Here is a 26,145-nt window from a genome sequence, read left to right on the forward strand (position 1 = left end):
TCTGCGCCGTGCTGCCGACGGGGAAGTGCATGAACGGGTGGACGGCGGCGCAAAAGCTATACCTGACGGACTACCTGAAGAGCGGAACCCGGAGCCAGGTCTCGCCGACTGCGTCGGCGAAGTACACGCTTCTGGAAGGCGTCGTCGGCAGGGGGCAGCATCGGCTGCTGATCGACAACGAGATCGAGCCGGTCGTCGGGCCGGATGGGAAGCAGGGCTGGCGGCTGATCGACGAGGGTGTGAAGGACGGCATCGCGCGGCTAGGGTGGGTGACGGCGGGCCGCGGGTAGGAACAAAGGTAATAACGGACCCCGACGACGGAACCGAACACGAGGTCAATAAGCGTTATCTATGGCTTGATCTTCCCGAGCAGTATGCCGATCAGGTGAAGTCTGTAACCTACAGGTTGAAACATCCGTCATTTCGTCATCCGTATAAGGTGACCAAAAGAGAATCATCAACTTTCATGGTGGGATGGATAGGATACAACTGCGTAGATGAAGCGTCCGTGACCGCGACGCTGAGTGACCCACGCGTCAACGGTGGCAAACCAATAGAGGCAGATTTCGATTACTGCAAAGTGGACGACACTGCAAAGCCTTCGGCAAATTGACCGAGTGCAGTTTTGTCGCGGATAGTCACCGGGGCACACCAAAGCACTAGCTTGACTGATCAAGAGGCCGAGCGCAGCGAAATGCAATCAAGGAAGACGTGCGTCTCTCGTCAACTCTCAATAGCGGAAGTAGTCTGCATCCTCGATGAGTGCCAAATCGCCTGTGCGCTCTTCCAACCGACCGACCCTGAGCTCCTGGCAGGACGTAGAGTTTTGGGCATGTCTGCGGCAGAGGAGGCCGCCAGTATGCCCAAAAGGATCAGAAAACATATCGTCCGGAAGACCGTCCTTCGACTACCAGACCTCGATCATGCGAAGACCTCAGTATTGAACAGCTTGAGTTCTCCACGGTCGCGGCGCAACTACAAGTTCGCTATGGAGCAGTTCATCGAATGGTACTGTTCGGAGCCGAGGCTTGCGCTGAATCGGACCGTAGTTCTCCGCTTTCGCCTACACCTAGAATCGCTTGGATTGGCCGCCGGCACGATCAATCAGCGACTCGCGGCGGTCAGGAGGCTAGCCTACGAGGCGGCGGACTCGGGTCTGCTAAGTCCTGAACTTGCGGCTGGCATCAGGCGAGTCAAAGGCGTAAAGCAACTCGGCTGCCGAGCGGGTAACTGGCTCAACCAGGATCAGACTCGGTTGCTGCTTGAGAAGGCCAATGGAAATGGCCTACGCGATGTCCGAGACGTCGCTATGATCTCGATCTTGCTCGGTTGCGGTCTGCGCCGAGCGGAGCTGTCGACACTACGAAAGGAAGATATTCAGATCCGACAAGGCCACTGGGCGATCGTCGATCTTATCGGCAAGGGCAATCACGTCCGGACTGTTCCCATGCCAAGCTGGGTGAAGGGGGCGGTGGACAGATGGCTGACAGCTCATCAGTGACGATGGGCCGAGTGTTCAGGGCGGTGAGTCGTCATGGAACGCCCTGGGGGACCGGTATCTCCGAAAACGTGGTCTGGTATGTGGTCCGATGGCTGTGCCCAGCGTCTGGAACTCGACCATCTCGCCCCTCATGATCTTCGGCGCACCTGCGCAAAGCTCTGTCATGTAAATGGTGGCGAACTGGAACAGATACAGTTCCTTCTGGGGCACGCGTCGGTCCTGACGACCGAGCGTTACCTTGGTTGCAAGCAGAACTTGGGAGAGCCCGTAAACGACCGCTTTGGCTGCCTGTTCTCTGGAGGTGTCGATTCGCGATAAGGCCTGATGGCGCCATCTGATAGGGAAGATATGAGCGGGACCCGGCTCGCAGGAAACGATGCGAGGATATACATCGACTCCAACTCTATGTACCGACGGTGTGGCCATGGGGCCATTTCCGCTGAAACGAACCGGACGACGAGCGGTAGCGTTTCGAAGACGGTGCCCGGTAGTGCTATTCAAAAGATACGGGTCATATACATGGTCGAAGAGTAGCGAGTTCGTTGGGTAGTCAACAGCCTTCCGCCGTCTGGAGATATATCGAATCGCTCGGTGGAGAAAGGAACTTCTCCTGTACTGGCTGGAAGACGCCAAGCGGTTCGTTGTTGCCATGTGGTGGGATCGATGCGCCTGATCTCGACGTCCGGTTCATCCGGCTCGGAGAGAGCAACGTAGATGCCTTCCCGCGTCACAATCAGGCCACCTGCAAATGCCGGTCTTCCTTGTATCTGCAGAAGCTGATGCATGGTGCCGTCGAGCAGGTTCAGGCGAGAAAGACCCAGAGAACCTGTAGCCTGCGCCTCATCGAGCAGGTAGAGCCACTGTCCATCCGGCGATGTCGCGAAACTCGCGATTGCGGGCGTGAAGAGTGGTTCCGCTGCTCGCTGCCCGTTGGAGGCGATGCGCCACAGGCGAGGGCTGCCATCTGCGTTCGATGAAAAGAAGATCTCGGAACCATCATGGCCGAAGACTGGATTAAAGTTTCGGCTATTGGTATCGGTCAGCTGCTTCACTGAGCGATCTTTAAGACTGACCACATAAATATTGGTGACTCCATTGTTACGGAAGTCGAAGGCAATGCGCTCACCGTCAGGGGACCAGTGCGGTGTAAAGAGAAACCCTGCGCCGCCGAAGCGGGTTATCTGCTCAGGCTCTTTCGCTCCCCGGTGATAACACCAGAGCTCAACAGCCCCGGATCGGGTGCTGATGAAGGCTATGGATTCGCCGTCCGGCGAATAGCTGGGGTCTTGATCAAGCTCGTCGCCGGCAAACAGTGGAGAGGCTGGTCCGCTACTACCGCTCTGTTCGACGATTTGTTCTGCGGCTTCGACATGGCGGAAGGTGAGCTGTTCGGGCCCAAACATGGCGGGACCGACAGCAGCGAATCCCTCGGGCGTTACGGCAACCGGCGTGCCCCCCGTCACCGGCAGAGAATAAATTCCGTAGGTGCAATTTGCGGCATGATCGGAGCCAAACAGGATATTCCTGCTGTCGGGGGTAAACGCGATGCCCTGAACGCCGCGGTTATCGAAGGTCAGCTGACGAACGTCCGAAACATTCTCCCCGCTGAGACTCAGGACATAGAGGTCTCCGAGTCCGCCGCGGTGGAATGCAACGTGCCGTCCATCGGGAGAAAACCTGGCGTCGACATCGCCTGACGAACTCACGGGAGGCGATGTCAGGAACAACCGCGCATTGTCCCGGATCCTGAACAAAATCAACCGCACCGGTGTCCCCGGAGTGACCTGATCGGAGGTAAGCAGGTATTTTCCATCCGGTGACCAGTCGAGGGCGGGGTGAAACCACTCGGGCGACAGGAACATAAGGAACGGAGGAGTGACGGCCTCTTCGCCTGAGAGCAGGTTCTTCCGCACGATGGTGAAGTGGGTTCCATCCTGGAATCTGATAAAAGCAATCTGCCGCCCGTCCGGCGACCACACCGGGCGATACTCGCTTCCGGCCGTGTGGGTAAGGCGCTGGGGCGTTTGGCCGGGCCTCAGGTCGAGGACATATATAACGTTGCGGTTCCTGTTATCGGGCTGCATAAAAGCCGCACGCTTATGGTCCGGCGACCAGGCAACATCCAGAGCGCCGGGCGGCAGGGAGTCGATCGGACGAAGGGAGGCGAGACTGGCAGATTGAGCGGAAGATCCTTTGCTCATCAGCTTGTGAGCCAGCAGTACAGTAGCTGCCACCGCAAGTAACAGGGCCACAACCAGGCCTGCCACGAGAGCCGGATGCTGCCGCTTCCCGCCTGGCGGTGGCTGGCCGACGCCTAAGGCGTCGACTTCGACGAAAGCATGTTCTTCGTTAGCTTCGACCGATGCAATGATGTCCGGCGAGGGGCGCATCGGTTCCGGCGCCAGCATTGGCAAGTCAGCCGGAACGGTAATCCGCTGGAACTGCGCGACGTAGCTGCCTTTGGGCAAATGGATGGCGATGGGATTGCCGCGGCCGGTCGTCCGGTAATACAGCTGAAGCTTTTCTCGAACACGCCGGGCGTGTACGCGGACGATAGGATCGTCCTTGGGATTGTAGGTCGCCTCTCGGAGAAAAATCTCGACCGCGATCGTGGTCTCTTTCAACTGGGCCTGTTCGCCGCGCAGGCTGCAGGTTACGCAGTACTCCAGGAACTGGCTCGATCGAGGAGAATTGGAAAAGACAGATGAGCTGAGAACTCTCTGCAACTCCTCAAGAATATCGACTTCCTCGACCATGATGAGAGGTTAGTCATTGTCCGTTAACACTTGTTGAACGTGTGTAACCCCCTTTTACGTGCCGACACGACTCGGCATCGACGTCTCAAATGGCAAATTGACTCCATGAGCTTCCTGCGCAACTTCCAATTCCTCAGACGATGCTCGCATACCGTATGTGCATTGGTGATGCTGGCTGCGGCCGGCTCAGCCTGGGCGCAGAACGGTGCGATCAGCGGCCACGTGACGGATGTCAGCGGTTCCTCGGTTCGGAATGCGGACATCGATATCGTCAGCACGACCACAAAAGAGACACAAACTGTCCACACCAACGACGACGGTTATTTTCAGTTCCCCTCGATGACGCCGGGCAGTTATGTGCTGCACGCCCACGCGTCCTCATTTGCTCCTTACACGATGAATAACCTCAAGCTCGAGGTCGGTACTCCGCGCTCGCTGGAAATTGTCCTGTCTCCGGAGAAGTCGGTCCAGCAGGTCGAGGTTACCGCCACCGCTCCCGAACTGGTCACCGACAACCCCAATCGTGGCAACGTGATAGAGAGCCAGTTCGTACAGAACACGCCTCTCAATGTCCGTAATCCGCTTCAGCTGGTCAACTTTGCCCAGGGTGTTACCGCCTTTAGCACGGACTCGGGCAACAATGACACCAGCCAGGCCTTAACCAACACCTTCCGCATCAACGGCGGCAAGCTCGCCACGACGGAAAGCCTGCTGGACGGTGGCGCCAACACCACCGGATACGACTACAACGCGGCCGCCGCCATTCCTACCGTGGACTCCATCCAGGAGTTCAAGGTGCTGACCACGGCCTACTCTCCGGAGTGGGGGCGCACCAGCGGCGGCATCGTGACCTTCGCCACCAAGTCGGGTACGAACAATTTTCACGGCAGCGTCTTTGAATATCTCCGCAACAGCGCGCTGGACTCGAACGGCTACAACGCAAACGCCGCGGGTGAGGCCAAGCCGCACTTCCAGCGAAACCAGTTCGGTTATGCGCTCGGCGGACCGGTCGCCATTCCGCATCTCTATGACGGCAAGGACCGGACCTTCTTCTTCTCGAACTTCGAAGGACTTCGGCAGAGTCAGGCGGGCTCGTTTCTGGGTACGGTGCCGACAGCGCTTGAACGCAAGGGCGACTTCTCGCAGACCTACGACACCAACGGCAACCTGATCGTCATCTACGATCCGCGCACGACCATGCTCGATCCAACCGCTCCTGCCGGCACGACGCGCTACATCCGCACGCCCTTTGCCGGCAACGTTATCCCGTCCCAGTACCTGAACGGCACCGGCGCGGCCATCCTGTCGAATTATCCTCTGCCCAACCGGGCAGGTGAGGGCGCCAGCAGTACCGATAACTTTTTCTCGAATGCGACCACGGCCAGCAACCAGAACAATGTGAATTTTCGCCTCGATCACCGCTTCAGCGACAGGCACTCGATCTTTGGCCGCTTCAACTGGTTCCAGCGCAACAACATCAATCCCGACCCCTATGGCAACGGGTTGAGCTACGAGCCCGGCAACCAGCGGCTGCCCGGTTACAACATCATGGCTGACCACACCTGGGTTCTGAATCCAGGCATGGTCTTCGAGCACCACTTTCTCTACGCGCATCAGGAGTCGAACCGCAGCCCCAATTCGCTGGGCTTCGATCCAACGACGCTCGGATTCAACGGGAACACCATCGCCGGCCTCACCGCGACGTCCTTCCCGGAGGTGACCGCGACGCGCATCAGCTCCATCGGTCCCGAAGGCGGCCTGGAAAAGGACTACGGCACCATCCTTGAATATGCGGCTTCGCTGACGCAGCTCTTCGGTACGCACTCCTTCAAATATGGCTTCGACTTCCGGCACTTCTCGACCGGTCTCGATGTCGCGCAGGAGCTGACGGCGACGGCAGCGGGCAACTACAGCGGAGGCCCCAACCCCCAGGCTGCCGTGGGCGATTCCGGAAGCGGCGTGGCCGATCTGCTGCTGGGAGCTGGCACCGTGAGCAGCGGTTATGCTCCGGGCTTCGTGGCCAGCCATCCTTACTTCGCCTTTTACTGGCAGGACGATTACCACGTTGTGCCGAAGCTCACGCTCACCTATGGCCTGCGCTACAACCTGGAGCTGCCGGACGTTGAAGCGAACAATCAGTATGTATATCTGAATCTGAATTCGGCTTCTCCGCTGAACACCTCCGTGACTTCTCTCGGAAACCTGACGGGCGGCCCGGGCTTCGTGGGCGTAAACGGCACCGGGCGCAGGCTGCAGAAGTCGCAGACACTCAACTTCGATCCGCGCTTCGGCTTCGCGTATCGCTTCGATGACCTCACGGTGATTCGCGGCGGATTCGGCATCTTCCACGCGCCGCCGGTTGACCTGGCAAACGCCAGCGTCGGCTTCTCGGCGGTGACGACCTCGAACCCGACGGAAGCCAACGGCGTCACTCCGCTCTTCAATCTCAGCAATCCATTCCCGAATGGGCTGAATCAGCCGACAGGCAACACGCTGGGCCTGGATACGATGCTTGGACAGAACATCTCCGGTGTCGAGCGCGATCAGCACATCAGTTACAGCGAGCAGTGGTCGCTGGATATTCAGCGGCAGCTTCCTGACAACTTCGTCGTGACGCTGGGCTATGTCGGCAACAACGGCCGGCACCTCTACCAGGCAGTGAACTACAACCAGCTTCCGGATGCTGACCTCAAGATGGGATCGAGCCTGCTCGCCACGGTAAGCAATCCTTTCCACGGCGTGATCACGGATGCTACCTCCAGCCTCAGCCTGCCGACGGTGCAGGCCGGTCAGCTGCTGCGCCCGCATCCGCAGTTCCTGAACATGACAGCGACCTCCGGTATCGGAGCTTCCAGCTACAACGCCCTGCAGCTTTCGGTCGAGCACCGATTCTCGCATGGCCTGGCGCTGCTGGCTGCGTACACGTTCAGCACGATGTTCGACAATGTCGGCGATTACCTGACTACGGCAGCTCTGCAGGACAACAACTGCCCGCAGTGCGATCGCTCGATCTCCTCGCAGGATCTCACGCACGTCATCCGCATCAGCGGACAGTATGAGCTGCCCATCGGGCATGGCAAGGCGTGGCTGAATCACGGTGTAGCCAGCAATGTCTTCGGAGGCTTCACCGTCGGCAGCTTCTACACCTATGACAGCGGACTGCCCGTCACCCTCTCGTCTCCCAATTTCTGCAACTGCTTCGGCGGCGGCACCTCGATGCGTCCCACGCTAACGGGCAAATCCATTGCGCCGCCCGGCGGACGGCAGATCAAGAATGGGGGCCTGTACTTCAACCCCGCTGCCTTTACCACCACGGCGCCTTACACCTTCGGCAATGCATCTCGTTATCTCTCTGACGTGCGTGCGCCGGGGACGAACAACTTCGACATGCTGGCGGCGCGGCGCTTCCCGCTGCATGACCAGCTCGGCCTGGACTTCCGCGCGGAATTCTTCAACGCCTTCAACCGCGTGCAGTTCGCCGGTCCCAACACCAGCATCTCGTCATCGAGCTTTGGTGAGATCTTTCTGACGCAGGCCAATACTGCGCGAGAGATCCAGGCAAGCCTCCGCCTCAGCTTCTAAACATCCGGCACAACGGGCGGCTCCCATGCGGAGCCGCCAGAAGGGCACTCCTGCTTATGCGCTTCCGCAATCTCTTCGCTTCTCTCCTCGCTTGTTCTCTCGCAGGCGCGGCTCACGCCGATGTCATTCATCTCAAGTGCGTGCAGACCGGCGCGACCGAATACCAGCTGACCTATGAGTTCACCGGCGACACGCATTCCGTCGCCATCCTGGCCGGCACCGATGCCAACAAGGTGCCCATGTCTGCTCCGCTGCTCAAGACTACGGAGCAGAGCACGACTCTGCATGCCGGCAAGCCTGGTGAGCGCGTGTACTTCTATCTCAAGGCGAATAGCGGTGAGGTTCGCGAGGTGTCGATTCGCCACCTGCCGCTACAGGGCACGCCGAACTTCAGGGATATTGGAGGCTATCGCACAACGGATGGACGAACGGTACGCTGGGGGCTGCTCTATCGCTCGGGCGTCCTGGGAGGTCTCACGCCGGAAGACTACCAGTATCTCTCGCGACTTGGCATCCGTGTCGTCTGCGACTTCCGTAATCAGCAGGAACGTGAAGTGAGCCCGGAAACCTGGATACCCGGCAGCTCAGTCGATCAGATCAGTCTGCCAATAGGTGGCAAGCCTGCCGCAAGGCCTGCTGTTCAGTCACCATCTTTCGACCCAGGTGCAACTCCCGAACAGCTCCATGACCGTATGATTCAGGGTTACACGTATATGGCTATCGATTCATCCGATCAGTTCGCCTCGCTCTTTCACCAGGTGGAGAACGATCATCTGCCGCTGCTTTATCACTGCACGGCAGGCAAGGACCGCACGGGAATCTTCAGTGTGCTGCTGCTTCTGACCCTCGGCGTGCCGGAGAACACGGTGCTGGCCGACTACGCGCTCACCGGCGAATATCTCGGAAGTGATCCAAACAGCCCAGCCATGCAGAAGATGATGAAGGCGAGCGGGACAAGCATGAGCAGCGCCTTCCAAAAGTTAACGCCCGAACAGAGGAAGCCGATGATGGCCGCGAACCCTGCCTACGTGGAGGGAATGCTTCGCGCGATCAATGCGAGATATGGCAGCTTCGACGCCTACAGGCGGGACGCGCTACACGTCTCGGATAACGACGTGACAAAGCTGCGCGATCTTCTCACTCAGCCCTAATGAGGTAGATCGAGCTGATTTGCCGGCTGTATGGCTATGTCATGCAGCCGGAACTGTCTCATATCATCGTTTTAAAGTGAATTTGAGCTGAGGATAAAGATATAGCAGTCCGAGGTCCTACAATATCGATCCAATGATTGCCAAAGGAATAGGCGCGATCGCAATTGGCTTCCTGGCGGCGGAAGAACAGCAATCAGCTTCTTGGAGCGGCAATCTCTCGTCGTGATTGCTTCTGAATTGTGCTGCATCCGGTGCGAGTCTGCTGGTGGATGCTATGGTCGCAGTTCTGCGCCAACCGAGGCAGATTTGTACACGCCGCTGCACACGGCCGGTGACATGGTCGGGCTACTCGACAGCTTGAAGATTCCGAGCGCTGTTCTGGTTGGGCATGACTGGGGAGCGACGCACGCCTGGAATGCAGCACTCATGCGTCCCGACCGGTTTACCGCAGTCTTCTGCCTTAGCGTGCCCTACGTTCCACGCGGCGACGTCAGCGTCTTCGACAAGATGCGCGAGGCCGGCCATCAGAACGATTTCTACATGTTTGATCAGATTCTTCCCAAGGCCGATCAGATCTGGGCCGATGCGGCTGTAACCATTCCGGGGATTTTGTACTGGGCATCAGCTTCGGCTCCCGCAGAGACGCGATGGAGCCCGCTGGATCCAGCAAGAAGTCTCCATCGTCCTTCCCCTATACCGTTGCCGGGGTGGGCGGAGGCGGATTACGTCGCGCATAACATTGCCGAATTCCAGCGCACGGGCTTTCATGGTGCCCTGAACTACTATCGTGCTGCAGAACCGTACTTCCATCTCTCCGGCGTTTTTAAGGTGGCAAAGATCACACAGCACTCCTTTCTCATGATGGGGAAGGCCGATGGTCTCAAACAGCTCTATCCATTTACTGAGGATCAACTACGGGCCGGAGTGCCCGGTTTGACAGGAGTGATCGAACTCGACAATGTGGGCCACTGGATTCAACACGAGGCTTCAGCCGAGGTCACAGAACAGTTGCTCAAATTTTTACAGTCGCAACAACGCAAGAGAGGAGAGTGAGCCTGATGTTCAGGATCTCGCATCAGGCGTTTCTTGGAGGTGCAACTGCGGCTGGATTGACGGTGCTGGCGGGTGAGACGGTCAAGTTTCCGCAGGAGGCAATATGAGTCCAATCGCTGCTACTGGGCAGATCCTCAGATTGACTGCACACACCTTAACATCAGCCCGCCATACAACCGAGTACTGGGAGGCCGGACCGGCAGATGGCCCGTTGATGATCCTTGTGCATGGCTGGCCAAGATCGGCCTGATGTGGCGCGCTCAGATGGAAGTTTTTGCATCGGAGGGCTGGCACTGCATTGCACCGAACATGCGTGGGTATGGCGGCTCGTCGGCACCTGCTGCTTCGGATGCCTACGCACTGAAGGAGATTGTCGAGGACATGGTCGAGCTTCACGACCACCTGAGCGCCCGCCCTGCCATTTGGGTGGGTCACGATCTGGGGAGTCCTATAGTTGGGCGTTAGCGGCGCATTACGCGAAGCGAGTGCCCGGCGTGGTGTTTACATCCGTCCCTTATTTGCCCGAAAGCTTCGCCTTATCCAGCCTGTTGCCTCTTGTGGATCGAAAGACCTATCCCATCAACCAGTATCCAGATGGACAGTGGGACTATTACCGCTTTTATCTCACCCACTTCGATCAGACAGTGACTGATTTCGATGCGGATGTTCCAGCGAGTCTCTCGGTAATTTACCGTTGCGGCGATCCGAAAACTGTGGGAAAGGTCTACCCCTCCGCGTTGGCCACGCGAAACGGCGGTTGGTTCGGTGCGGCGCATCGTGCGCCGTCGATGGCGGCCGATCCGGCTCTTTGGCCCGCTGACGACTTCTATGCGCTGATGGAAGCATTTCGAGTGACCGGATTTCGTCCAGGAAACTCCTGGTATCTGAACGATGCGGCCAATGTTGCATACGCCCGTAGTGCTGCAGACGGCGGACGGCTCCAGCAACCGGTTTTGTTTGTGAATGGCGACTTCGATGGTATCTGCGACATTACCCGCACGCACCTCGGAGATCCCATGCGAAAGGCCTGCGTCAATCTCACTGTGAGCAGTCTCGCGTCCGGACACTGGCTCCCACTTGAGCGCAAGGCGGAACTCGTTCACTCCATTCGTGCCTGGCTGCGCGCGAAGAATCTGTAAGCCGCAAAACCTCGACATTCAGATCGATTTAGAAAGGATATTTCACCATGGGAGATACCTCTTCCGCTGCTGGCATCAGTCCGTTCGCTTCCTGGAGATGTGAACACACCGCAATCCGAGTGCCGGATCTGGAAGCTGCCAGAAAATGGTATTCCGAGAAACTGGACTTTCAGTGGATCAAGAGCGTGCCGCTTGGCAACAAGGTCTATGGTTTTATGGCCGCACCGGCAGTCGAACCTCATTTTGTTCTCGAACTCGTTGCAGGACCTGGCGCCGAAGACCGTCCCGCTTACCAGGACCTTTCTTCCAGTCTCAGGCTATCGGGTTTGCATCACATAGGCTTTCACGTGCGGGACGTCCCAGGCGCTATCGCAGAGCTGAAGAACCGCGGCGTCAGTATCGTTGTTGAACCTCGCGATGTGCCCGCGCTCGGTCTTAAGGTCGCGTTCTTTGCCGATCCGTGGGGAAATCTCTTCGAAGTGGTTCAACCACTCGGGTAGTTCTGGAACACACGCGCCTCATCGCTGGATCAGTCTCGAATGAGCGTTAAATTGCCAACTCGCTCAATCGAGCCAGATCGGCGAAGATGTGCCAGATTGTCATCAGCGGCGCGCTCCTGACGATATTGGCTTCTGATAATTGGGGCGATATCGTTACTTCTCGTCGATGCGTTCCCGATGCGCCCACAGGTCACGTTTTTCTAGGCAAGAAAGATCCTTCGGAAAAAGCTTGCTACGAAGGTACGCGGTCGTGAGTTGTTGCACCGCAGCAACTCGTTCTGGATTCTCGTCTGTTGTCTCGGAGACGTGGTAGCCAGAGATGCCACCAAGGCGAGAACAAGCTGTCGCACCCGTAGCGGGCTCGTTCAAACAGAGCGGCCATCATTGGTCGCGATAAATGCCGTTATCGTCACCGGCGAGTGCGAAATCGCCGATGCACCCGCTGAGTCCTGGGTGAGTGCATTGGCCTGTTGTCACTCATTGAGATTTGAACACGATCACTGCAAAGCCCGACAGATGGCTCATGTGTTCCCTCAAGAACGTAACTGATGGACTTAAACGTAAGAAGATCGTTCTAAAGACGGTAGTAGCCGGAGTTTCGAAATGGACTGCCGCGCAGCTGGATCCTGCACAGGTCAAAGGTTCCTACATTCGTGAGGTATGGACGTAAAAAGCGCGGCCGTTGTGCCGCGCCTTTACGGATAGAAAGAGATCATCGGATAGTCAAGGCAATGGTTTGCGTGGTTAGCTTGGCGCTCCGTTTGGAGTTCCCGCAAAAACTGCGACGAAGCTTCGATCACCCGGTCCGGGATGGAGGCGAATTACCGCCGTTCCACTGCTGCTGATCTGCAGCAGGTCGATCCCATTACAGTGAGTGGTGGCAGCATTGCAGAAGCTGACCTGACCGGTAGTCACGGTTGCGCTGCCACCATTAACCGTGGCCGTGAGAGTGACCTCGCTGCCAGTCGCAATGCTTGCGCCGGAGACAATACCGTTAGCTCCGGACTTCAACGTCAGCGTGGTTGTTGTGGCCGTGCGTGAGGCTGACATTGCCTGGGTCGTGGTAAGGATGACGAAGCTTATTGCCAGAAAGATCTTGTTGAATAGTGGCGCAACCACTGCGAATTCTCCATTCCTGATTCGTCCATTTCGGACGCAGAGATTCGCCATGCGGGGAATGACGACCGCTCCTATAAGACAAATTGTGCTGTGTCGCCACTCGTTATAGTGCAGTGGAAGAAGGGAGTCCAGTGTTTTGTGCACCTTAGCTTGAGTTTCCGGTGATGATCTTTCTCACACCGCTACGGAAACGCTTGCGGCCTTGATCCCGCAAACGATTGCAAAGTGGGTTTACGCGGCGTTATATCGGCTATTGCTGTGAGGTTGTCATAAGGGTAATGTCCCAAACGATTCCATCAGAAACAAAATAAAACCAATAAGGTTTGCTTTATGCAGACAATTACCTGTTTTGCCGAGTTGATTTCTCAATTGACTCTCGATAAATCAGGTGATTAAATGGGCACTCATTTCGATTTGGATTCTTTTGTTTCCTTTGCGGGAAACGTTTAACCGTCCAGCCAGCGTTGTATGAAGTGTTACTGCTGGACGGGTTCAGGAGGCAACCTATGTTTAAGGCACGTCATTCGTTCGTAGCTGCGCTATTTCTCTTTGCGGCTGCGGCTTTCGGGCAGCAGGGTTCATCGGGCACGATCACGGGAACGGTTCTGGATCCGAGCGACGCTGCCATTCCAGGTGCGCAGATCACAGCCACGGAGACGCAGACCAACGTTTCCTCGTCGACTCGCTCCACGAATGACGGGCTTTATAACTTCCCGACGCTTCCTCCAGGAACCTATCGGCTCACAGCGACGCATCAGGGTTTCACTTCCGCGGCTGTTGTTGGCATACAACTGCGGACGGCGCAGGTTCTCACCTCGAACCTCACCATGCAGCTCGGCGGAGCGACGGAAACGGTGACGGTATCGAGCGACTCAGCGCAGCTGCTCGACACCAGCACGGCACAGATCAGCCACTATGTGACAGCGAAAGAGATAGAAAGCTGGCCCATTCCGGTCACTGCAGACGGGGAACGCCAGTTGCAGGATTTCATCTTCAAGAACCTGCCGGGCACTACGGGCGAGACTTATCTCGGTTCGATCAACGGCGGACAGTATTTCTCCAACGAGATTTATCTCGATGGTGTCTCCATGGGCACGACCGATACGGCAGAGCTCGGACCGAGCGTCGATGCGGTTGACGGTTTCAACCTGCAGACGGGCGTGATGGGTGCGCAGTATGACGGTGGCAGTACCGCGGTCTCGAATTTCAGCATTCATTCTGGAACGAACCGCCTTCATGGCACGCTCTACGAGTATTTCCAGAACGAAGATCTGAACGCCAACAGTTACGACAATAATGCCTTCGGCATTGACCGCCCTACGCAGCGCCTGAATAACTTCGGCGGAACCGTCGGCGGCCCTGTCTGGATTCCGAAGATCTATAACGGCAAGGACAAGACCTTTTTCTTTGTCTCGTATGAGAAAACCATCAAGCGCAACTTCATGATCAACGGCACGACCACCATGCCAACGCAGCCGATGTTGAATGGAGACTTCTCAGGCTTCCTCAATCCTGCGCTGACCAACAATGCAGCCTCGGGGCAGCCCTCGGGAGCGGTGGACAACCTGGGTCGCTCAGTCACCTATGGCCAGATCTACGATCCGGCCACGACACGTAACGTCGTTGCAGGTCAGCCGGACCCGGTGACGGGATTGATTGCGGTGAATACCGGTATCGTTCGTGAACCGTTCGTCAACAACCAGATTCCGACGGCCAGGTTCGATCCGGTTGCGAAGGCATATCTGGCGTTGCCGTTCCCGACTAACTTCGTCAACAACCATGTGGTGAATAACATCGCGTCGTATACCGCGAATCAGCCGGTCTTCAACCAGGATGACTTCTCGATCAAGCTCGACCAGGTGATCACCCAGGCTCACAAGGTCTCGTTTTACATGACCACGGTCACTCGCACGCGTAGCCAGCAGCAGGGTTCTACCTGGTCACTCCCGAATACGAATCCGCTCGATACGTGGAACATTCAGAGCACGCCAGGCAAGCTGTTTCGCGTAAACGAATACTGGACCATCAGCCCCAACATGGTGAATCGCTTTGGGGCAGGGTATAACCGCTTCACGAATTCATACGTTACGGCTTTCTATAACCAGGATTGGGCATCGCAGCTTGGGTTGCAGAATTTGCCTTCGATCGGGTTTCCCGCAATCACCTTCGGCGGCGCCGCCGCGCTTGGCGGAAGCAACGATCGCCTCGGTGCAGGCAACATCGGTGGTGGCACGATCGATCAGAGCACCATGTTCATCGACCAGCTCTCGTGGACGCATCGGGCGCATCAATTTCAGTTCGGAACGGAATGGCGCTTCTACAACGAGAATGACGACAATCCTTCGACGCAGGCGACCTTCGGGTTTTCCAATGTCAATACCGCCGGTGGATTGCCTACCGATACATACAGCGGCAATGCCTTTGCCAGCTTTCTCCTGGGGCAGGTCAACAACACCTCTCGCACGCTCTACAACGGCTCTTTCGGATACCGCCGTCGCGAAGTGGGATCGTTTGTTCAGGACAACTGGAAGCTGAATGAAAAGCTCTCGCTCAGCCTTGGATTGCGCTGGAATGTGCTGACCGGCCTGACTGAAACGCAGGGGCAGATGACGACCTTCGCTCCGAACCTGATCAATGCCGCTGCCGGTCTTCCTGGCTCGATCGAGTTCGCCAGCCAGTTGCATAAGAAAGGATTCGAGAACACCAACTGGGCGCTTATTCTGCCGCGTTTCGGATTCGCTTACCAGGCGATGCCGAAGATTGTCTTCCGCGGAGGCTTCGGAGTGAACTCGCAGTCTCCTGAAGCAAGTCCCTTCATTTCCGGTTCTCCCTCTTCGCTCGGATATTCGGCAGCACTTGCTGTGAGCCAGACTACAAACCCTCAGGTGGACCGCGATATCTCGGCCTTTCTTCTCAGCCAGCCGTATCCCGCGTCTACGGTGCCACTGCCGAATTACGATTCCACCGTGGCGAATCTTGGAGGAGCGCAGGCCGGTAGCGTGCCTGCCTACGTTAATCCAAACGGAGCGCGAACTCAGTACGCGGAGAACTATAACTTCGGTTTCCAGTACGACATGGGGCATCAGACTGTTGCCGAACTGAATTATGTTGGCAACACCATCAAGCGTATCTACTCTGCTGGAACCGACCAGATGAACCAGCTGCCGATTGGCTACCTTGCGCGGTACGGTGATGCGTTGCTCGATCCACTCAGCGCGCACCCGGAGATTGCTCTCCCTTACGGAGGATTCGATACTTCAAACCTGGTGCAGCAGGCTCTCGCTCCTTATCCGCAGTACGCGGGCGGCGGTATCAGCCAGATCGATTCCAATCGTGGATGGTCTCGTTATGACTCGATGCAGGCCACACTCACTCGCCACGCCGCCAAGGGCCTGAGCGTGATGGCTGCTTACACATGGGCGAAGGCGATGACGAATGCCAACACCAATTGCAACTCGGGTGTCTGCGGATACGTGCAGGACGTTCACAACCTCAAGCTTGAGAAGTCGGTGGCTACCGGCATCAGCGTTCCGCAGCAGTTCAAGCTGACCGTCATCTACGATCTGCCTGTAGGACGCGGGCAGCTTTTGAATCTGCATGGACCGCTCGACTGGGCCATCGGAGGGTGGACTTTGAGCGGCAACCTTCTCTACCAGTCAGGCAATGTGCTGGCGATTACAGACAGTGGAGTCAACAACGGCATCTTCGCCGCGACGCGGCCGAACTTCACCGGCAAGGCAGTCAAGCTGAACAGCCCGGGTCATTTCGATGTGGTTTCGGGAACCGGTCCGGAGTATCTCAATCCCGGAGGCTTTGCCCACGTCACCACGTCATGCGACGGGGTCGCGCCTGGTACTCCTTGCAATAATGTCGCCTTGACGACAGGCAATGTCACCGCGACTCTTGGGAATGTATACGGCCCGGCGCTCAAGGATGAAAACTTCAGCCTTCAGAAGGTGGTTACATTCAGGGAGGGAACATCGCTCCAGATTCGTGCCGATGCGGTCAATGCTTTTAACCGTGCTGGACGCGGCAATCCTGTTACCGATATCAACAACGGGCTCTTCGGCCAGATCACCGGCCCCGGAACCGATAGCCAGGGGCAGGACGGCGACTCCTACTTCTACCAGCCGCGTGTAGTGCAGTTGGCAATGCGACTACGTTTTTAGGCAGTGGGCCTCTGTTGGATCAGCTACCTGGCGGGTATATCGAAAGCGCATCCGCCAGGTAGATACTTTGTCCGATGAGTTCAGAAATTGCAGTGAGCAGACATTTCCTTGCCAGCACTCTAACGCGCATGCGGACGTGGCTCCGGCCCGCTATCTTTTTTGCTGCCGGAGTGATCTCCTTGCCGGCGCAGTCGCTTATTTCCCAACAAGGCATCAACGCTGACTGCCATGCGGAGCTTGTGCGCGGTGAAAATGCGCTCCACAAGGAGCAGTTCTCTGTGGCAGTTGAGGCCGCGAAAGCGGCGGAATCTGGATGCTCAGACAAAACCGAACCGCTCATGCTGCTGGCACGCACGCAGATGCTGTTGCGTCAGTTCGATGAAGCGCTTCACACACTAGGCTTGCTTCCCAGCTCGAATGTGAAGAGTGCTTCCGCGCTTCTCTTGAAGGGGCAGGTTCTTTATTTGGACAACCGCGATCAGGAAGCCGAACAAGCCTTTCGGGCGGCTGCGAAAGCAGCACCCGAGCAAGCTGCTCCGCATTACTGGCTGGGGAAATTTCTATACGAAACAAAACAACCAGCTGAAGCCATCGAGGAATTCCATGACGCTCTCACCCTGGAACCGGGCTTCTATCGCGCATACGACGGGCTTGGCCTCGCCTACGCAGCCACCGGCGATAACAACCAGGCAGTCCAGAGTTATCTCAAAGCAATCGGCATGACAAAGGACGGTCCTCGTGAGTATGACGACGCCTTGGCCGATCTTGCTGAGTTGCTGTTGAGGCTGGGGAAGAGCGCACAGGCATTCGATGTGGCCGCTGAAGCCGCCGATCGCAATTCATCGCAGCCTCGTAATTTTTATCTGGCGGGAAGAGCGGCGGAGGAGAGCGGAAAGTACGAGGCGAGCCTGCCCTGGCTTAAAAGAGCAGCCGAACTTGACCCTGCCTATCCCGATCCGCACTATTTGCTTGCTCGTGTCTATCGCAGGCTTAACCGGAATGAGCAGGCCAACGCGGAAGCCGTGCTCTATCAGAAGCTGGCAGCGTCGGCTCCAAAGGTTCGGCGCTAACCGCGTTTGTGCTTACTGTCTTGGAAAAGGATACTGAAATGTTTTTCGTCAATCGTTCACAAAGTGGTCTTCGCAAACGCCGTCTCCTCATACTCGCCGTGCCGATCGTATGCGCCGCTCTGTCAGGTTGTAGACACCTTCTGTTGCCGGCCCGGCTTTCGTTCACGCCGATTCCCACGCACGCCTTCGGAGATGCTCCGATCCACATATCTGCCACTTCCAACAGCAATGGGGCAATTACGTACAAGTTGCTCGGCGGTCCTGCCACGCTTTCCGGCGATACGCTCACACTTACAGGCGGAGGAAGAGTACGCCTGCTTGCCTCACAGGCTGCGGCGGGAGTGCATAATGCCGCCACGACGCAGACCTCTTTCGCAGTGACGACGGCTACTTCGCGCAGCATGAAGTTTACGCAGGTGGGCGCCGCCGTATCCTCCAAGATCCAATCCGACACGCCAAATTTTCTCTTCATCGATAGCAACGGGCAATTCTTTTTGCAGAATGCCGATAGCGATTACGACCAGAAGCCCGAGAACCATGTGTGGAATTTTTATACCGGAAGAAATGTGCACGATCCGGATCTGAAGCTATCGAAAGAACATTCGCAATTTGACACGCAGAAGCTATGCACAGTTGGCAGTCCCGTATACCGGAAGCTGTACAGTGTTCCTGGCGTGAAGCCTGGCGCTCGCGCCTTTACTGACGGCAACTTCTGCGATGCGGTTGGGGTGTGGGTAGATCCCGATACCGGGGACTGGTACGCGGTCGTTCATAACGAGCTGTATCCGAGCATTCCGCGTATCGATGTGATTTCCTACGCCATTTCAAAAGATCACGGGAAAACCTGGGAGCTGAAAGAGCCTATTGCGACCTCACCGTATGGCGCGGCGAACACAAAGGACTTCTACTACGACTACGGTGAGGGCGATGCGCGGCTGGTCGTCGATACCGGCAGCGGATATTTCTATCTCTTTTACAACAGCCGCATCACGAAAACTGCCGGCTACGGTACTGGCAAGGGCTTCAGCGCGCATGAATGGGAACATGTTTCCCGAGCGCCGATCTACAAAAAGATGGCTCCCGATTCGTGGGAGAAGTACTACAATGGCGGCTGGAGTCAGACGCCCGGCATCGACTGGGCTTGTGATCCATCACACTCGTCCTGCCCTGAAGGCGGGCCGGCAAGCGCGCTTGGCAGCAACATCGGCGCAGATAACGATCCGTCGATTCAGGAACGCTTCGTGCAGCCGGTCGCGCGGCAAAAGGCCAGCGATCTGGCCGGCTACACCAATAGCAACCTGCACACGGCCAGCATTTCCTGGAATGTTGCCCTTGGGAAATATATTGCTTTCGCCGAAGACCGCGACCTGTCTCTGAAGAGTAGTGACTACGATAATCCGACCGAAGAGATGTCGTTTTATGTCACGGACGATCTCAATACCCAGAAGTGGACGTATGCCGGTAGCATCGCTTACAAGAGCGCGTCCTGGTATCGCTGGCTGGTCGACCCAGGAAACCTGACCAGCAGCAACACAATAGGCAGCAGCTTCCTGGCCTATTGTTCGGTCGATTGCAGCGATCCGAAGAACGATTCGGAATACGTCAAGATTGCCGTTTCGATGAGTTCCAATGCGGCGCGGCCTGTGTGGTTCTCTGACTTACATGGAGCGACCAGTCCCGGGATGGCTTATAGGATCGGTCACGCGGCCAGCAGCTCCGGCGACACGTGGAATATCGTTCCTGTTCCCGCAGATCCGGGCTTCTTCACTCTTCAGCACGAAGGGAAGTATCTCGGCACCGCCGCCGGAGATGCAGGACGCAGCTGGGGCGCCGCTGTTTCTCTGGGTGAGCCGTTCACTGTTTTGAGTGGAGTGGAAAGGTCACGTCAGCAATGGTATTTCGAGAAGATCCGGGATCTGCACGGCAGGACGGTTACGTCCAACCAGTACCGGATCGTCAATCGCTACAGTGGCCTGGCTCTCAGCTTTTCGGGAAGCAGTCTCAACGCCAATGATCTGGCTGCCGCGGTGACCGTGCCCATCCGTGACTGGGACGCCGCCGCGACTGGCACCCACTTCAAAGTATGGAAAGCTGCCGAACAGGAGCTGAGTCTGACGGCGAGATAGCGAAAGCGCGTGGAAACGCGGTGATGCCAGGCTGTTCACTTGTGAAGTGCAGGTAGCGCAAGCAGTTGACCGTAGCGTGACCGGTACTGATCTCACGGAGCAGCCTGGCTGACCGTGTTCGATTCAACTACTTAAGCAATTTCCTGCGTATCGATTCGTTATTTCAAGGCGGTGTGAGTCAAATCCGGCGTCTGCTTGAGGGGGACGCAACCACCCGGGCAGACGTGCACGTAAGGGGCAGTTGGACGAACACGACAGAGCTCATATAACGTTGGGTCTTAGTGGCATAGTGGTTTCGTCTAAAAGTTCAGACGCATTTGCGTTGTTACTCGCAGCAGTCCTTCCGGAAACCCTTTCAACCTTGACAGGACCCGCCAGATGAAAAAGCAGCCAGACCCATCTAAAAAAGAAGATACGGAACAGGCCGAGAAACCGGTTTTCGGTCGTTTTTCTCGCCGCTCGTTTCTCTCCCAGCTCGGCGCGGCCGGTGTTGCAGCCACGACCGCTCCGCTTGCTCATGCAGCTACCCCTGCGGTGGATCCTGCCCAGTCGGAAAACCCGGCTGGTGTTCCCGGTGCGGTTCCCGTTACGCTCCGAGTGAATGGGAAGGAACACCAGCTCATGCTTGAGCCACGTGTCACTCTTCTCGATGCTCTGCGGGAAAACCTGGCAATGCCGGGCACTAAGAAAGGCTGCGATCACGGTCAGTGCGGAGCCTGCACGGTTCACATCAATGGACGCCGGGTAAACTCCTGCCTCAGCTTCGCGGTGATGCACCAGTTGGATGAGATCACGACGATCGAAGGACTGGCGAACGGCGGTGAGCTGCACCCCGTGCAGCAAGCTTTTCTACAGCACGATGGGTTCCAGTGCGGATACTGTACGCCCGGACAGATCATGTCGGGCGCCGCTCTGTTGAAAGAACCGATCGGCCCCACCGACGATGATGTGCGCATCGCAATGAGCGGCAACATTTGCCGTTGCGGAGCATACACCAATATTGTGGCCGCGGTTCAGCAAGCGCGCGGTCGTCGCGCATAGACGGGAGCAAATATGCAGGCATTTCGATACAGGCAGCCGAAGTCGGTGGATGCGGCTCTTGAGAACTCCGGACGCTTCCTCGCCGGCGGCACCACGCTCATCGACCTGATGAAGCTGAATGTCGAAACACCTCAGCAGATCGTCGATATCAATCTGCTGCCTCTCGACCGCATAGAGGCAACAGCGGATGGAAGCCTGAAAGTCGGTGCTCTCGTTCGCAACAGCGATCTCGCAAATCACTCCGAGATTAAGGCGCAGTATGCTGTCTTATCGCTGGCGCTTCTTTCAGGGGCTTCTCCCCAGCTCCGTAATATGGCTACGACTGCGGGAAACCTGCTGCAGCGTACACGCTGCTATTATTTCCGCGATACCAACTACCCATGTAACAAGCGGCAGCCTGGAACAGGGTGCGCCGCCATCGACGGTTTGAATCGTATCCACGCCATCCTGGGCACCAGCGACCAGTGCGTGGCGACGCATCCGTCAGATATGGCAGTAGCCATGATGGCACTCGAAGCCGTGGTCCATACACGGGGCGCCAAAGGCGAGCGAACGATTGCCCTCGAAGATTTCTACCTCGTTCCGGGCCAGACACCTCATCGTGAGAATGTACTCGAGCCTGGCGAGCTGATTACGCATGTGACTCTTCCGAAACTGGCTGAGGGAACGAAGTCGTACTACCTGAAGCTGCGCGACCGTGCCCAATACGAATTCGCCTTGTCATCTGCCGCTATCGTGGTTGAGGCGAAAGGTGGCCACATAAAACGTGTCCGCGTAGCTCTTGGCGGAGTGGGAACAAAGCCATGGAGATCTCACGAGGCGGAACGCGTTCTCACTGGTAAAGATGCAACCCCCGAGAACTTTCACGCAGCCGCCGAAGCGGCGCTACAGGGGGCAAAACCTCTGCGTGATAACGCCTTCAAAGTAGAACTCGCCAAGCGTGCGCTGGTGCGGGCGATGACGGTCGCCACACAGGCGGCCTAGTCTTCGTCCGGCACATCTGATCCAGGAGTTGCAGCCTTATGTCTACATCGAGCACATCGTCAGTGATCGGAGCCTCTGTAACCCGTGTGGATGGTCGCCTCAAGGTGACCGGGGCGGCGCGTTATGCCGTCGATCATCCAATTGAGAACGTGGCTTATGGCTACGGAGTTTCGAGTACGATTGCCAATGGAAAGATCACGCAGATCGACACCTCTGCTGCAGAGCGAATGCCGGGGGTGCTCGCGATTCTGCATCATGGGAATACGGATCCGCTCTTTCGTACAGCGGGACCACTGCAGCCGAACAGCCGGCCCAGCGAGAGCCGCCCTCCATTCGAAGACGACGTGGTTTACTACTACGGCCAATTTGTAGCACTCGTAGTTGCAAACACCTTCGAGCAGGCGCAGGACGCGGCCTTCCACGTGAAAGTGACCTACGACGAGAAGAAGCCGCTGGTACATCTTGACGACGTACCGGCGCCCGCAGGGCCGCCAGTAAAGAACTACACACGAGGCAAAGCAGACGAGGCCTTCGAGAGCGCTCCCGTCAAGATTGACGAGACCTACATAACGCCGGTCGAAACGCATAATCCGATGGAGATGCACGGCACGATCGCGGTATGGAACGGCGACAAGGTCACGCTCTATGAAACGTCGCAGGGCGTGATGAATCATCAGGGTGTCATGTCAGAAATGCTTGGTGTCCCGCTCGACCGGGTACAGGTAATTTCGCCTTTCTGTGGCTCCGGCTTTGGCGGCAAGCTCTTTCCGTGGCCGCACTCCCTGCTGGCAGCGATGGCTGCACGGCGCCTCGATCGTCCAGTAAAGGTGAGCGTGCCCAGGGCTCTGATGTTCACCACCGTGGGACATAGGCCGCTCACGCGCCAGCGCGTGCGATTGGGCGCAACACCGGACGGCAAGCTGACGGCGATCATTCATGACGTCCTCAATCACACCTCGCACACAGACGACATCATGGAGAACTGTACGGAGCCTACTCCGCTTCTCTATAGTTGCCCTAATGTCGCTGCGGCCCAGCGGCTGGTGAAGCTCAACGTCGGCACGCCTACGCCGATGCGCGGCCCGGGAGCTTGTCCGGGACTCTTTGCCCTGGAATCGGCATTGGATGAACTTGCGGTCAAAATGAAGATTGATCCTCTGGATCTTCGACTGAGAAATTACGCCGAGATCGACGAGAGCGAAGGGCACCCGTTCTCGAGCAAACACCTGCGCGAGGCGTACCAGGCAGGAGCGGAGCGGTTTGGCTGGAGCAAGCGCACGCCGGGTATCGGATCGATGCGGAAAGGTGACGAGATCCTGGGGTGGGGCGTTGGCACCGCTACGTGGTCAGCCGGGCGAGGCGCGGCCGAGGTGCGAGTCAGGCTGATGGCAGATGGAACGGCGCGTGCCTCATCTGCGACGCAGGATATCGGCACCGGTACATACACAGTGTTCGCGCAGGTCGTCTCCGACAAGACAGGGATCCCTGTCGAGCGGATCGAAGTAGTTCTGGGTGACAGCTCGCTTCCACCCGGCCCGACTTCCGGCGGTTCCACAGCAACGGCGTCGGTGCTTCCAGCGATCTCTGCCGCATCTACTGCCGCGATCGAAGCACTCCTTAAGGCATCCGTCCGTGCCGATCAATCTCCGTTCAAGGGAGCAGACCCTGCGACGCTTGCTATGACTGCCGGGCGCGTTCATGTCAAAGAGAAATCTCCTGAAACCGGCATTCCCTTCGAACAGATTCTTAAGATGAGCAGACTGGCCGCTCTTGAAGGGAATGGAAAGTCGGTTCCCAGCCACGAAGCACACAAAGTAACGGCGCAATCTTTCGGCGCGCACTTTGTCGAGGTGGCGTGGGATCCCGGCATCGCGCGCCTGCGTGTTTCCAGGGTTTTGTCTGTCTTCGACGTGGGCCGCGTCATCAATCAGAAGACGGCGCGCAACCAAATCCTCGGCGCGGTGGTAATGGGCATCGGCATGGGAATGTTCGAGGAAACCATTTACGATCCACGAAACGGCAAACCCATCAACAACAATTTTGCTGACTATATCGTTTCCACTAACGCCGACATACCGGAACTCGACTGCATCTTCCTCGATTACCCTGATAGCGCGATGGGAGAGTACGGAGCTCGTGGCATCGGTGAGATCGGGCTGACAGGCGTTGCCCCGGCCATGGCGATGGCCACCTATCATGCAACAGGCGTGCGCGTGCGCGAGCTACCAATTCGCATCGAAAAGCTCATGCAAAGAGGCATGGCCTGATGTCGGAACTCCGCCAGATCCTGAGTCTGTGGCGCCATGCCCAAAAGACAGGGGAAGAGATCTGCCTGGCGACGGTGATCGAAGTTGAAGGATCGTCTTATCGCAAGGCCGGAGCACGCATGCTCTTCACGAGTGGAGGCAGGCGAGCCGGTACTGTCAGCGGGGGATGTCTTGAAGCCGAGATTCAGAAAAAGGGTTGGTGGCACACGGAAAAGGGAAGTAGTCTGCAGAGCTACAGCAGCTTCTTCGATGAAGACTCCGAGATGCCGTATGGCCTGGGCTGTGGGGGAACTGTTCACGTGCTGCTTGAGCGTGGAGCTGAGGCGCACGCTGTTCTCTCGGCGATCGAACGCGGGGTGGAATCAAGATCGGCTGTAGTGGCGGTCGTACAGATTGGATCGGGCAGCGCGCAGACCATCTTCGTGAGCTGTGGAAGCGCCATATTATTTGCCAGCCCCGGCCATGAGGAGGCGAGCCGTTTAGCCGCCCAGGCAGCCGAAGAAGGCCGTTCAGTCTGGTCGTCCGGAAGCGACAGGCTTTTCGCAGAATATCTTGCACCTCCGGCCGGCCTTTTCGTTATCGGTGCCGGAGACGATGCGAAGCCGCTCGTCGAATTCGCGTATCAGCTCGGCTGGCAGATAACGGTCGCTGACGGCCGTTCGCACCTTGCAACCAAGGATCGCTTTCCGTTGGCGGATTCGGTATCTTCAACCGGCAGGTTCGGAGAGCTGCCGGTAAGCAGTCAGGACGCGGTTGTCGTTCTGACGCATAGCTACGAGCAAGACCGCGCTGCCTTGCGTGCCCTTATTACCGCTCCATGTGCCTACCTGGGGCTTCTCGGATCTCGACGCCGCACTTTGCGGCTTGTGCAGCAGGTCGCGGGCCAGGTAGGTCTCACTTCGGAGGAGTGCCTCAGTCGTCTTCATGCGCCGATCGGTCTCGATATCGGCGGAACGAACCCCGCAACCATAGCGCTGGCCATCTGTGCTGAAATTCAGGGCGTTCTGCATCGCGGCAGAAGTCTACAAACCGCTCCTGCGGCCAGCGCCTGTGCCTGAATTTTCTTGCGGGGCGTTGGTTCTGGCTGCGGGATCTTCCTCGCGGCTCGGGCAACCGAAACAGCTTGTTGAACTTGATGGAGAATCTCTCCTGCACCGGACTGCGCGTTTCGCCCTGGAGACGGACTGTGATCCTGTTTGGATTGCTCTGGGTCATAAAGCCGATGAGATGCAGAAGACTCTTCTTGATCTTCCGGTGAGGACTATTGTCAATCCGGAATGGAAGTCAGGGATGGGATCTTCGTTGGCGTTTGGAGTTAAGTCCATCGTTGTGGAAGGCTCGGCTCCTGCGAATCTTCTTCTTCTGGTGTGCGACCAGCTTGAGGTTTCCGCTGACGTTCTGCGTGCCCTGATCAGGCTCCATCGTCTGGAAAATCGGGAACTGACAGCATCGCAATATGGTGGGAAGCTAGGTGTGCCGGCCCTCTTCTCTGCCAGATTCTACCCGGAACTTCAGGCCATCACGGGAGACAAAGGGGCGCGTTCCATACTCGAAACTTATCGGATCGAAGCCGGCTGTCTTGACTTTCCGAGTGGGGAAAAAGATCTCGATACCCAGGATCAAATGCCGAAACGATAAATGAAACCGGCAGGTATAACCTGTGTCGCCGTGCGGCTGTACAAGTTAT

General features: G+C 57.3%; 18 protein-coding genes and 1 pseudogene. 17 read left to right on the forward strand and 2 right to left on the reverse strand.

Going from position 1 to position 26,145, the window contains the following annotated elements; genetic code table 11:
* The first annotated feature begins 29 nt into the window (after positions 1–29).
* The 3 genes and pseudogenes from LJD29_RS18695 (at position 30) to LJD29_RS18700 (ending at position 1,819) form a co-directional block, all read left to right on the forward strand.
* Positions 30–290 (forward strand): hypothetical protein, encoded by a 261-nt coding sequence (locus LJD29_RS18695; RefSeq protein WP_446743087.1) that lies wholly within the window; start codon positions 30–32, stop codon positions 288–290.
* Positions 266–613: a pYEATS domain-containing protein gene (locus tag LJD29_RS21810; RefSeq protein WP_512701055.1), complete on the forward strand. Its 348-nt coding sequence runs from the start codon at positions 266–268 to the stop codon at positions 611–613. Before LJD29_RS18695 ends, LJD29_RS21810 begins: the two co-directional genes overlap by 25 nt.
* Positions 614–988: 375 nt before the next feature.
* A pseudogene (locus LJD29_RS18700) lies at positions 989–1,819 on the forward strand (tyrosine-type recombinase/integrase).
* 179 nt (positions 1,820–1,998) lie between these two features.
* On the opposite strand, the gene LJD29_RS18705 reads toward LJD29_RS18700, so the two are convergent.
* Positions 1,999–4,257 carry a TolB family protein gene (locus LJD29_RS18705; protein ID WP_446743088.1) on the reverse strand — a complete coding sequence of 753 codons (2,259 nt, stop codon included), beginning with the start codon at positions 4,255–4,257 and terminating at the stop codon, positions 1,999–2,001.
* A 168-nt stretch (positions 4,258–4,425) separates the two neighbouring features.
* Here LJD29_RS18705 and LJD29_RS18710 point away from each other — a divergent pair, with 168 nt between their 5' ends.
* The 6 genes from LJD29_RS18710 to LJD29_RS18735 all read left to right on the forward strand — a co-directional run bounded on the left by LJD29_RS18710 (position 4,426) and on the right by LJD29_RS18735 (position 11,682).
* Positions 4,426–7,839 (forward strand): outer membrane beta-barrel protein, encoded by a 3,414-nt coding sequence (locus LJD29_RS18710; RefSeq protein WP_446743089.1) that lies wholly within the window; start codon positions 4,426–4,428, stop codon positions 7,837–7,839.
* Positions 7,840–7,895: 56 nt separating this feature from the next.
* Complete coding sequence (locus LJD29_RS18715; protein ID WP_446743090.1) at positions 7,896–8,990, forward strand: tyrosine-protein phosphatase; 1,095 nt, start codon at positions 7,896–7,898, stop codon at positions 8,988–8,990.
* Positions 8,991–9,212: 222 nt separating this feature from the next.
* A complete protein-coding gene (locus LJD29_RS18720; protein WP_446743091.1) occupies positions 9,213–10,043 on the forward strand; it encodes an alpha/beta hydrolase in 831 nt (276 codons plus the stop codon).
* A gap of 264 nt (positions 10,044–10,307) precedes the next feature.
* Positions 10,308–10,508, forward strand: a complete 201-nt coding sequence (locus LJD29_RS18725) for an alpha/beta fold hydrolase (protein WP_446743092.1) — start codon at positions 10,308–10,310, stop codon at positions 10,506–10,508.
* 92 nt (positions 10,509–10,600) lie between these two features.
* The gene (locus LJD29_RS18730) at positions 10,601–11,182 is read left to right on the forward strand and encodes an alpha/beta fold hydrolase (protein ID WP_446743093.1); all 582 of its coding nucleotides are present in this window, start codon (positions 10,601–10,603) and stop codon (positions 11,180–11,182) included.
* A gap of 47 nt (positions 11,183–11,229) precedes the next feature.
* A complete protein-coding gene (locus LJD29_RS18735) occupies positions 11,230–11,682 on the forward strand; it encodes a VOC family protein (RefSeq protein WP_446743094.1) in 453 nt (150 codons plus the stop codon).
* 744 nt (positions 11,683–12,426) lie between these two features.
* On the opposite strand, the gene LJD29_RS18740 is transcribed toward LJD29_RS18735, so the two are convergent.
* Complete coding sequence (locus tag LJD29_RS18740) at positions 12,427–12,801, reverse strand: Ig-like domain-containing protein (protein WP_446743095.1); 375 nt, start codon at positions 12,799–12,801, stop codon at positions 12,427–12,429.
* Between the two features lie 506 nt (positions 12,802–13,307).
* Here LJD29_RS18740 and LJD29_RS18745 point away from each other — a divergent pair.
* The 8 genes from LJD29_RS18745 (at position 13,308) to LJD29_RS18780 (ending at position 26,096) form a co-directional block, all read left to right on the forward strand.
* A complete protein-coding gene (locus LJD29_RS18745; protein WP_446743096.1) occupies positions 13,308–16,970 on the forward strand; it encodes a carboxypeptidase-like regulatory domain-containing protein in 3,663 nt (1,220 codons plus the stop codon).
* Between the two features lie 92 nt (positions 16,971–17,062).
* A complete protein-coding gene (locus LJD29_RS18750; RefSeq protein WP_446743097.1) occupies positions 17,063–18,040 on the forward strand; it encodes a tetratricopeptide repeat protein in 978 nt (325 codons plus the stop codon).
* A 143-nt stretch (positions 18,041–18,183) separates the two neighbouring features.
* Positions 18,184–20,166, forward strand: a complete 1,983-nt coding sequence (locus LJD29_RS18755) for an RICIN domain-containing protein (RefSeq protein ID WP_446743098.1) — start codon at positions 18,184–18,186, stop codon at positions 20,164–20,166.
* A 378-nt stretch (positions 20,167–20,544) separates the two neighbouring features.
* Positions 20,545–21,207, forward strand: a complete 663-nt coding sequence (locus LJD29_RS18760) for a (2Fe-2S)-binding protein (RefSeq protein WP_446743099.1) — start codon at positions 20,545–20,547, stop codon at positions 21,205–21,207.
* A 12-nt stretch (positions 21,208–21,219) separates the two neighbouring features.
* Positions 21,220–22,191, forward strand: coding sequence for an FAD binding domain-containing protein (locus tag LJD29_RS18765; RefSeq protein WP_446743100.1), 972 nt, complete (start codon positions 21,220–21,222; stop codon positions 22,189–22,191).
* A gap of 38 nt (positions 22,192–22,229) precedes the next feature.
* Entirely contained in the window at positions 22,230–24,458 is a 2,229-nt protein-coding gene (locus LJD29_RS18770; protein ID WP_446743101.1) for a xanthine dehydrogenase family protein molybdopterin-binding subunit, read from the forward strand.
* The gene (locus LJD29_RS18775; protein ID WP_446743102.1) at positions 24,458–25,516 is read left to right on the forward strand and encodes an XdhC family protein; all 1,059 of its coding nucleotides are present in this window, start codon (positions 24,458–24,460) and stop codon (positions 25,514–25,516) included. The genes LJD29_RS18770 and LJD29_RS18775 overlap by 1 nt, the downstream gene beginning before the upstream one ends.
* A complete protein-coding gene (locus LJD29_RS18780; RefSeq protein WP_446743103.1) occupies positions 25,509–26,096 on the forward strand; it encodes a nucleotidyltransferase family protein in 588 nt (195 codons plus the stop codon). The genes LJD29_RS18775 and LJD29_RS18780 overlap by 8 nt, the downstream gene beginning before the upstream one ends.
* Positions 26,097–26,145: the final 49 nt, after the last annotated feature.

It is taken from the genome of Silvibacterium acidisoli (assembly GCA_022870745.1).
Classification (GTDB): domain Bacteria; phylum Acidobacteriota; class Terriglobia; order Terriglobales; family Acidobacteriaceae; genus Silvibacterium.

What these genes read in the sequence shown, in the direction of transcription:
- LJD29_RS18695 (WP_446743087.1), top strand. Translation starts at nt 30, where the DNA reads ATGAACGGGTGGACGGCGGCGCAAAAGCTATACCTGACGGACTACCTG.
- LJD29_RS18705 (WP_446743088.1), bottom strand. Translation starts at nt 4,257, where the DNA reads ATGGTCGAGGAAGTCGATATTCTTGAGGAGTTGCAGAGAGTTCTCAGC.
- LJD29_RS18710 (WP_446743089.1), top strand. Translation starts at nt 4,426, where the DNA reads ATGCTGGCTGCGGCCGGCTCAGCCTGGGCGCAGAACGGTGCGATCAGC.
- LJD29_RS18715 (WP_446743090.1), top strand. Translation starts at nt 7,896, where the DNA reads ATGCGCTTCCGCAATCTCTTCGCTTCTCTCCTCGCTTGTTCTCTCGCA.
- LJD29_RS18725 (WP_446743092.1), top strand. Translation starts at nt 10,308, where the DNA reads ATGGAAGTTTTTGCATCGGAGGGCTGGCACTGCATTGCACCGAACATG.
- LJD29_RS18735 (WP_446743094.1), top strand. Translation starts at nt 11,230, where the DNA reads ATGGGAGATACCTCTTCCGCTGCTGGCATCAGTCCGTTCGCTTCCTGG.
- LJD29_RS18745 (WP_446743096.1), top strand. Translation starts at nt 13,308, where the DNA reads ATGTTTAAGGCACGTCATTCGTTCGTAGCTGCGCTATTTCTCTTTGCG.
- LJD29_RS18760 (WP_446743099.1), top strand. Translation starts at nt 20,545, where the DNA reads ATGAAAAAGCAGCCAGACCCATCTAAAAAAGAAGATACGGAACAGGCC.
- LJD29_RS18765 (WP_446743100.1), top strand. Translation starts at nt 21,220, where the DNA reads ATGCAGGCATTTCGATACAGGCAGCCGAAGTCGGTGGATGCGGCTCTT.
- LJD29_RS18770 (WP_446743101.1), top strand. Translation starts at nt 22,230, where the DNA reads ATGTCTACATCGAGCACATCGTCAGTGATCGGAGCCTCTGTAACCCGT.
- LJD29_RS18775 (WP_446743102.1), top strand. Translation starts at nt 24,458, where the DNA reads ATGTCGGAACTCCGCCAGATCCTGAGTCTGTGGCGCCATGCCCAAAAG.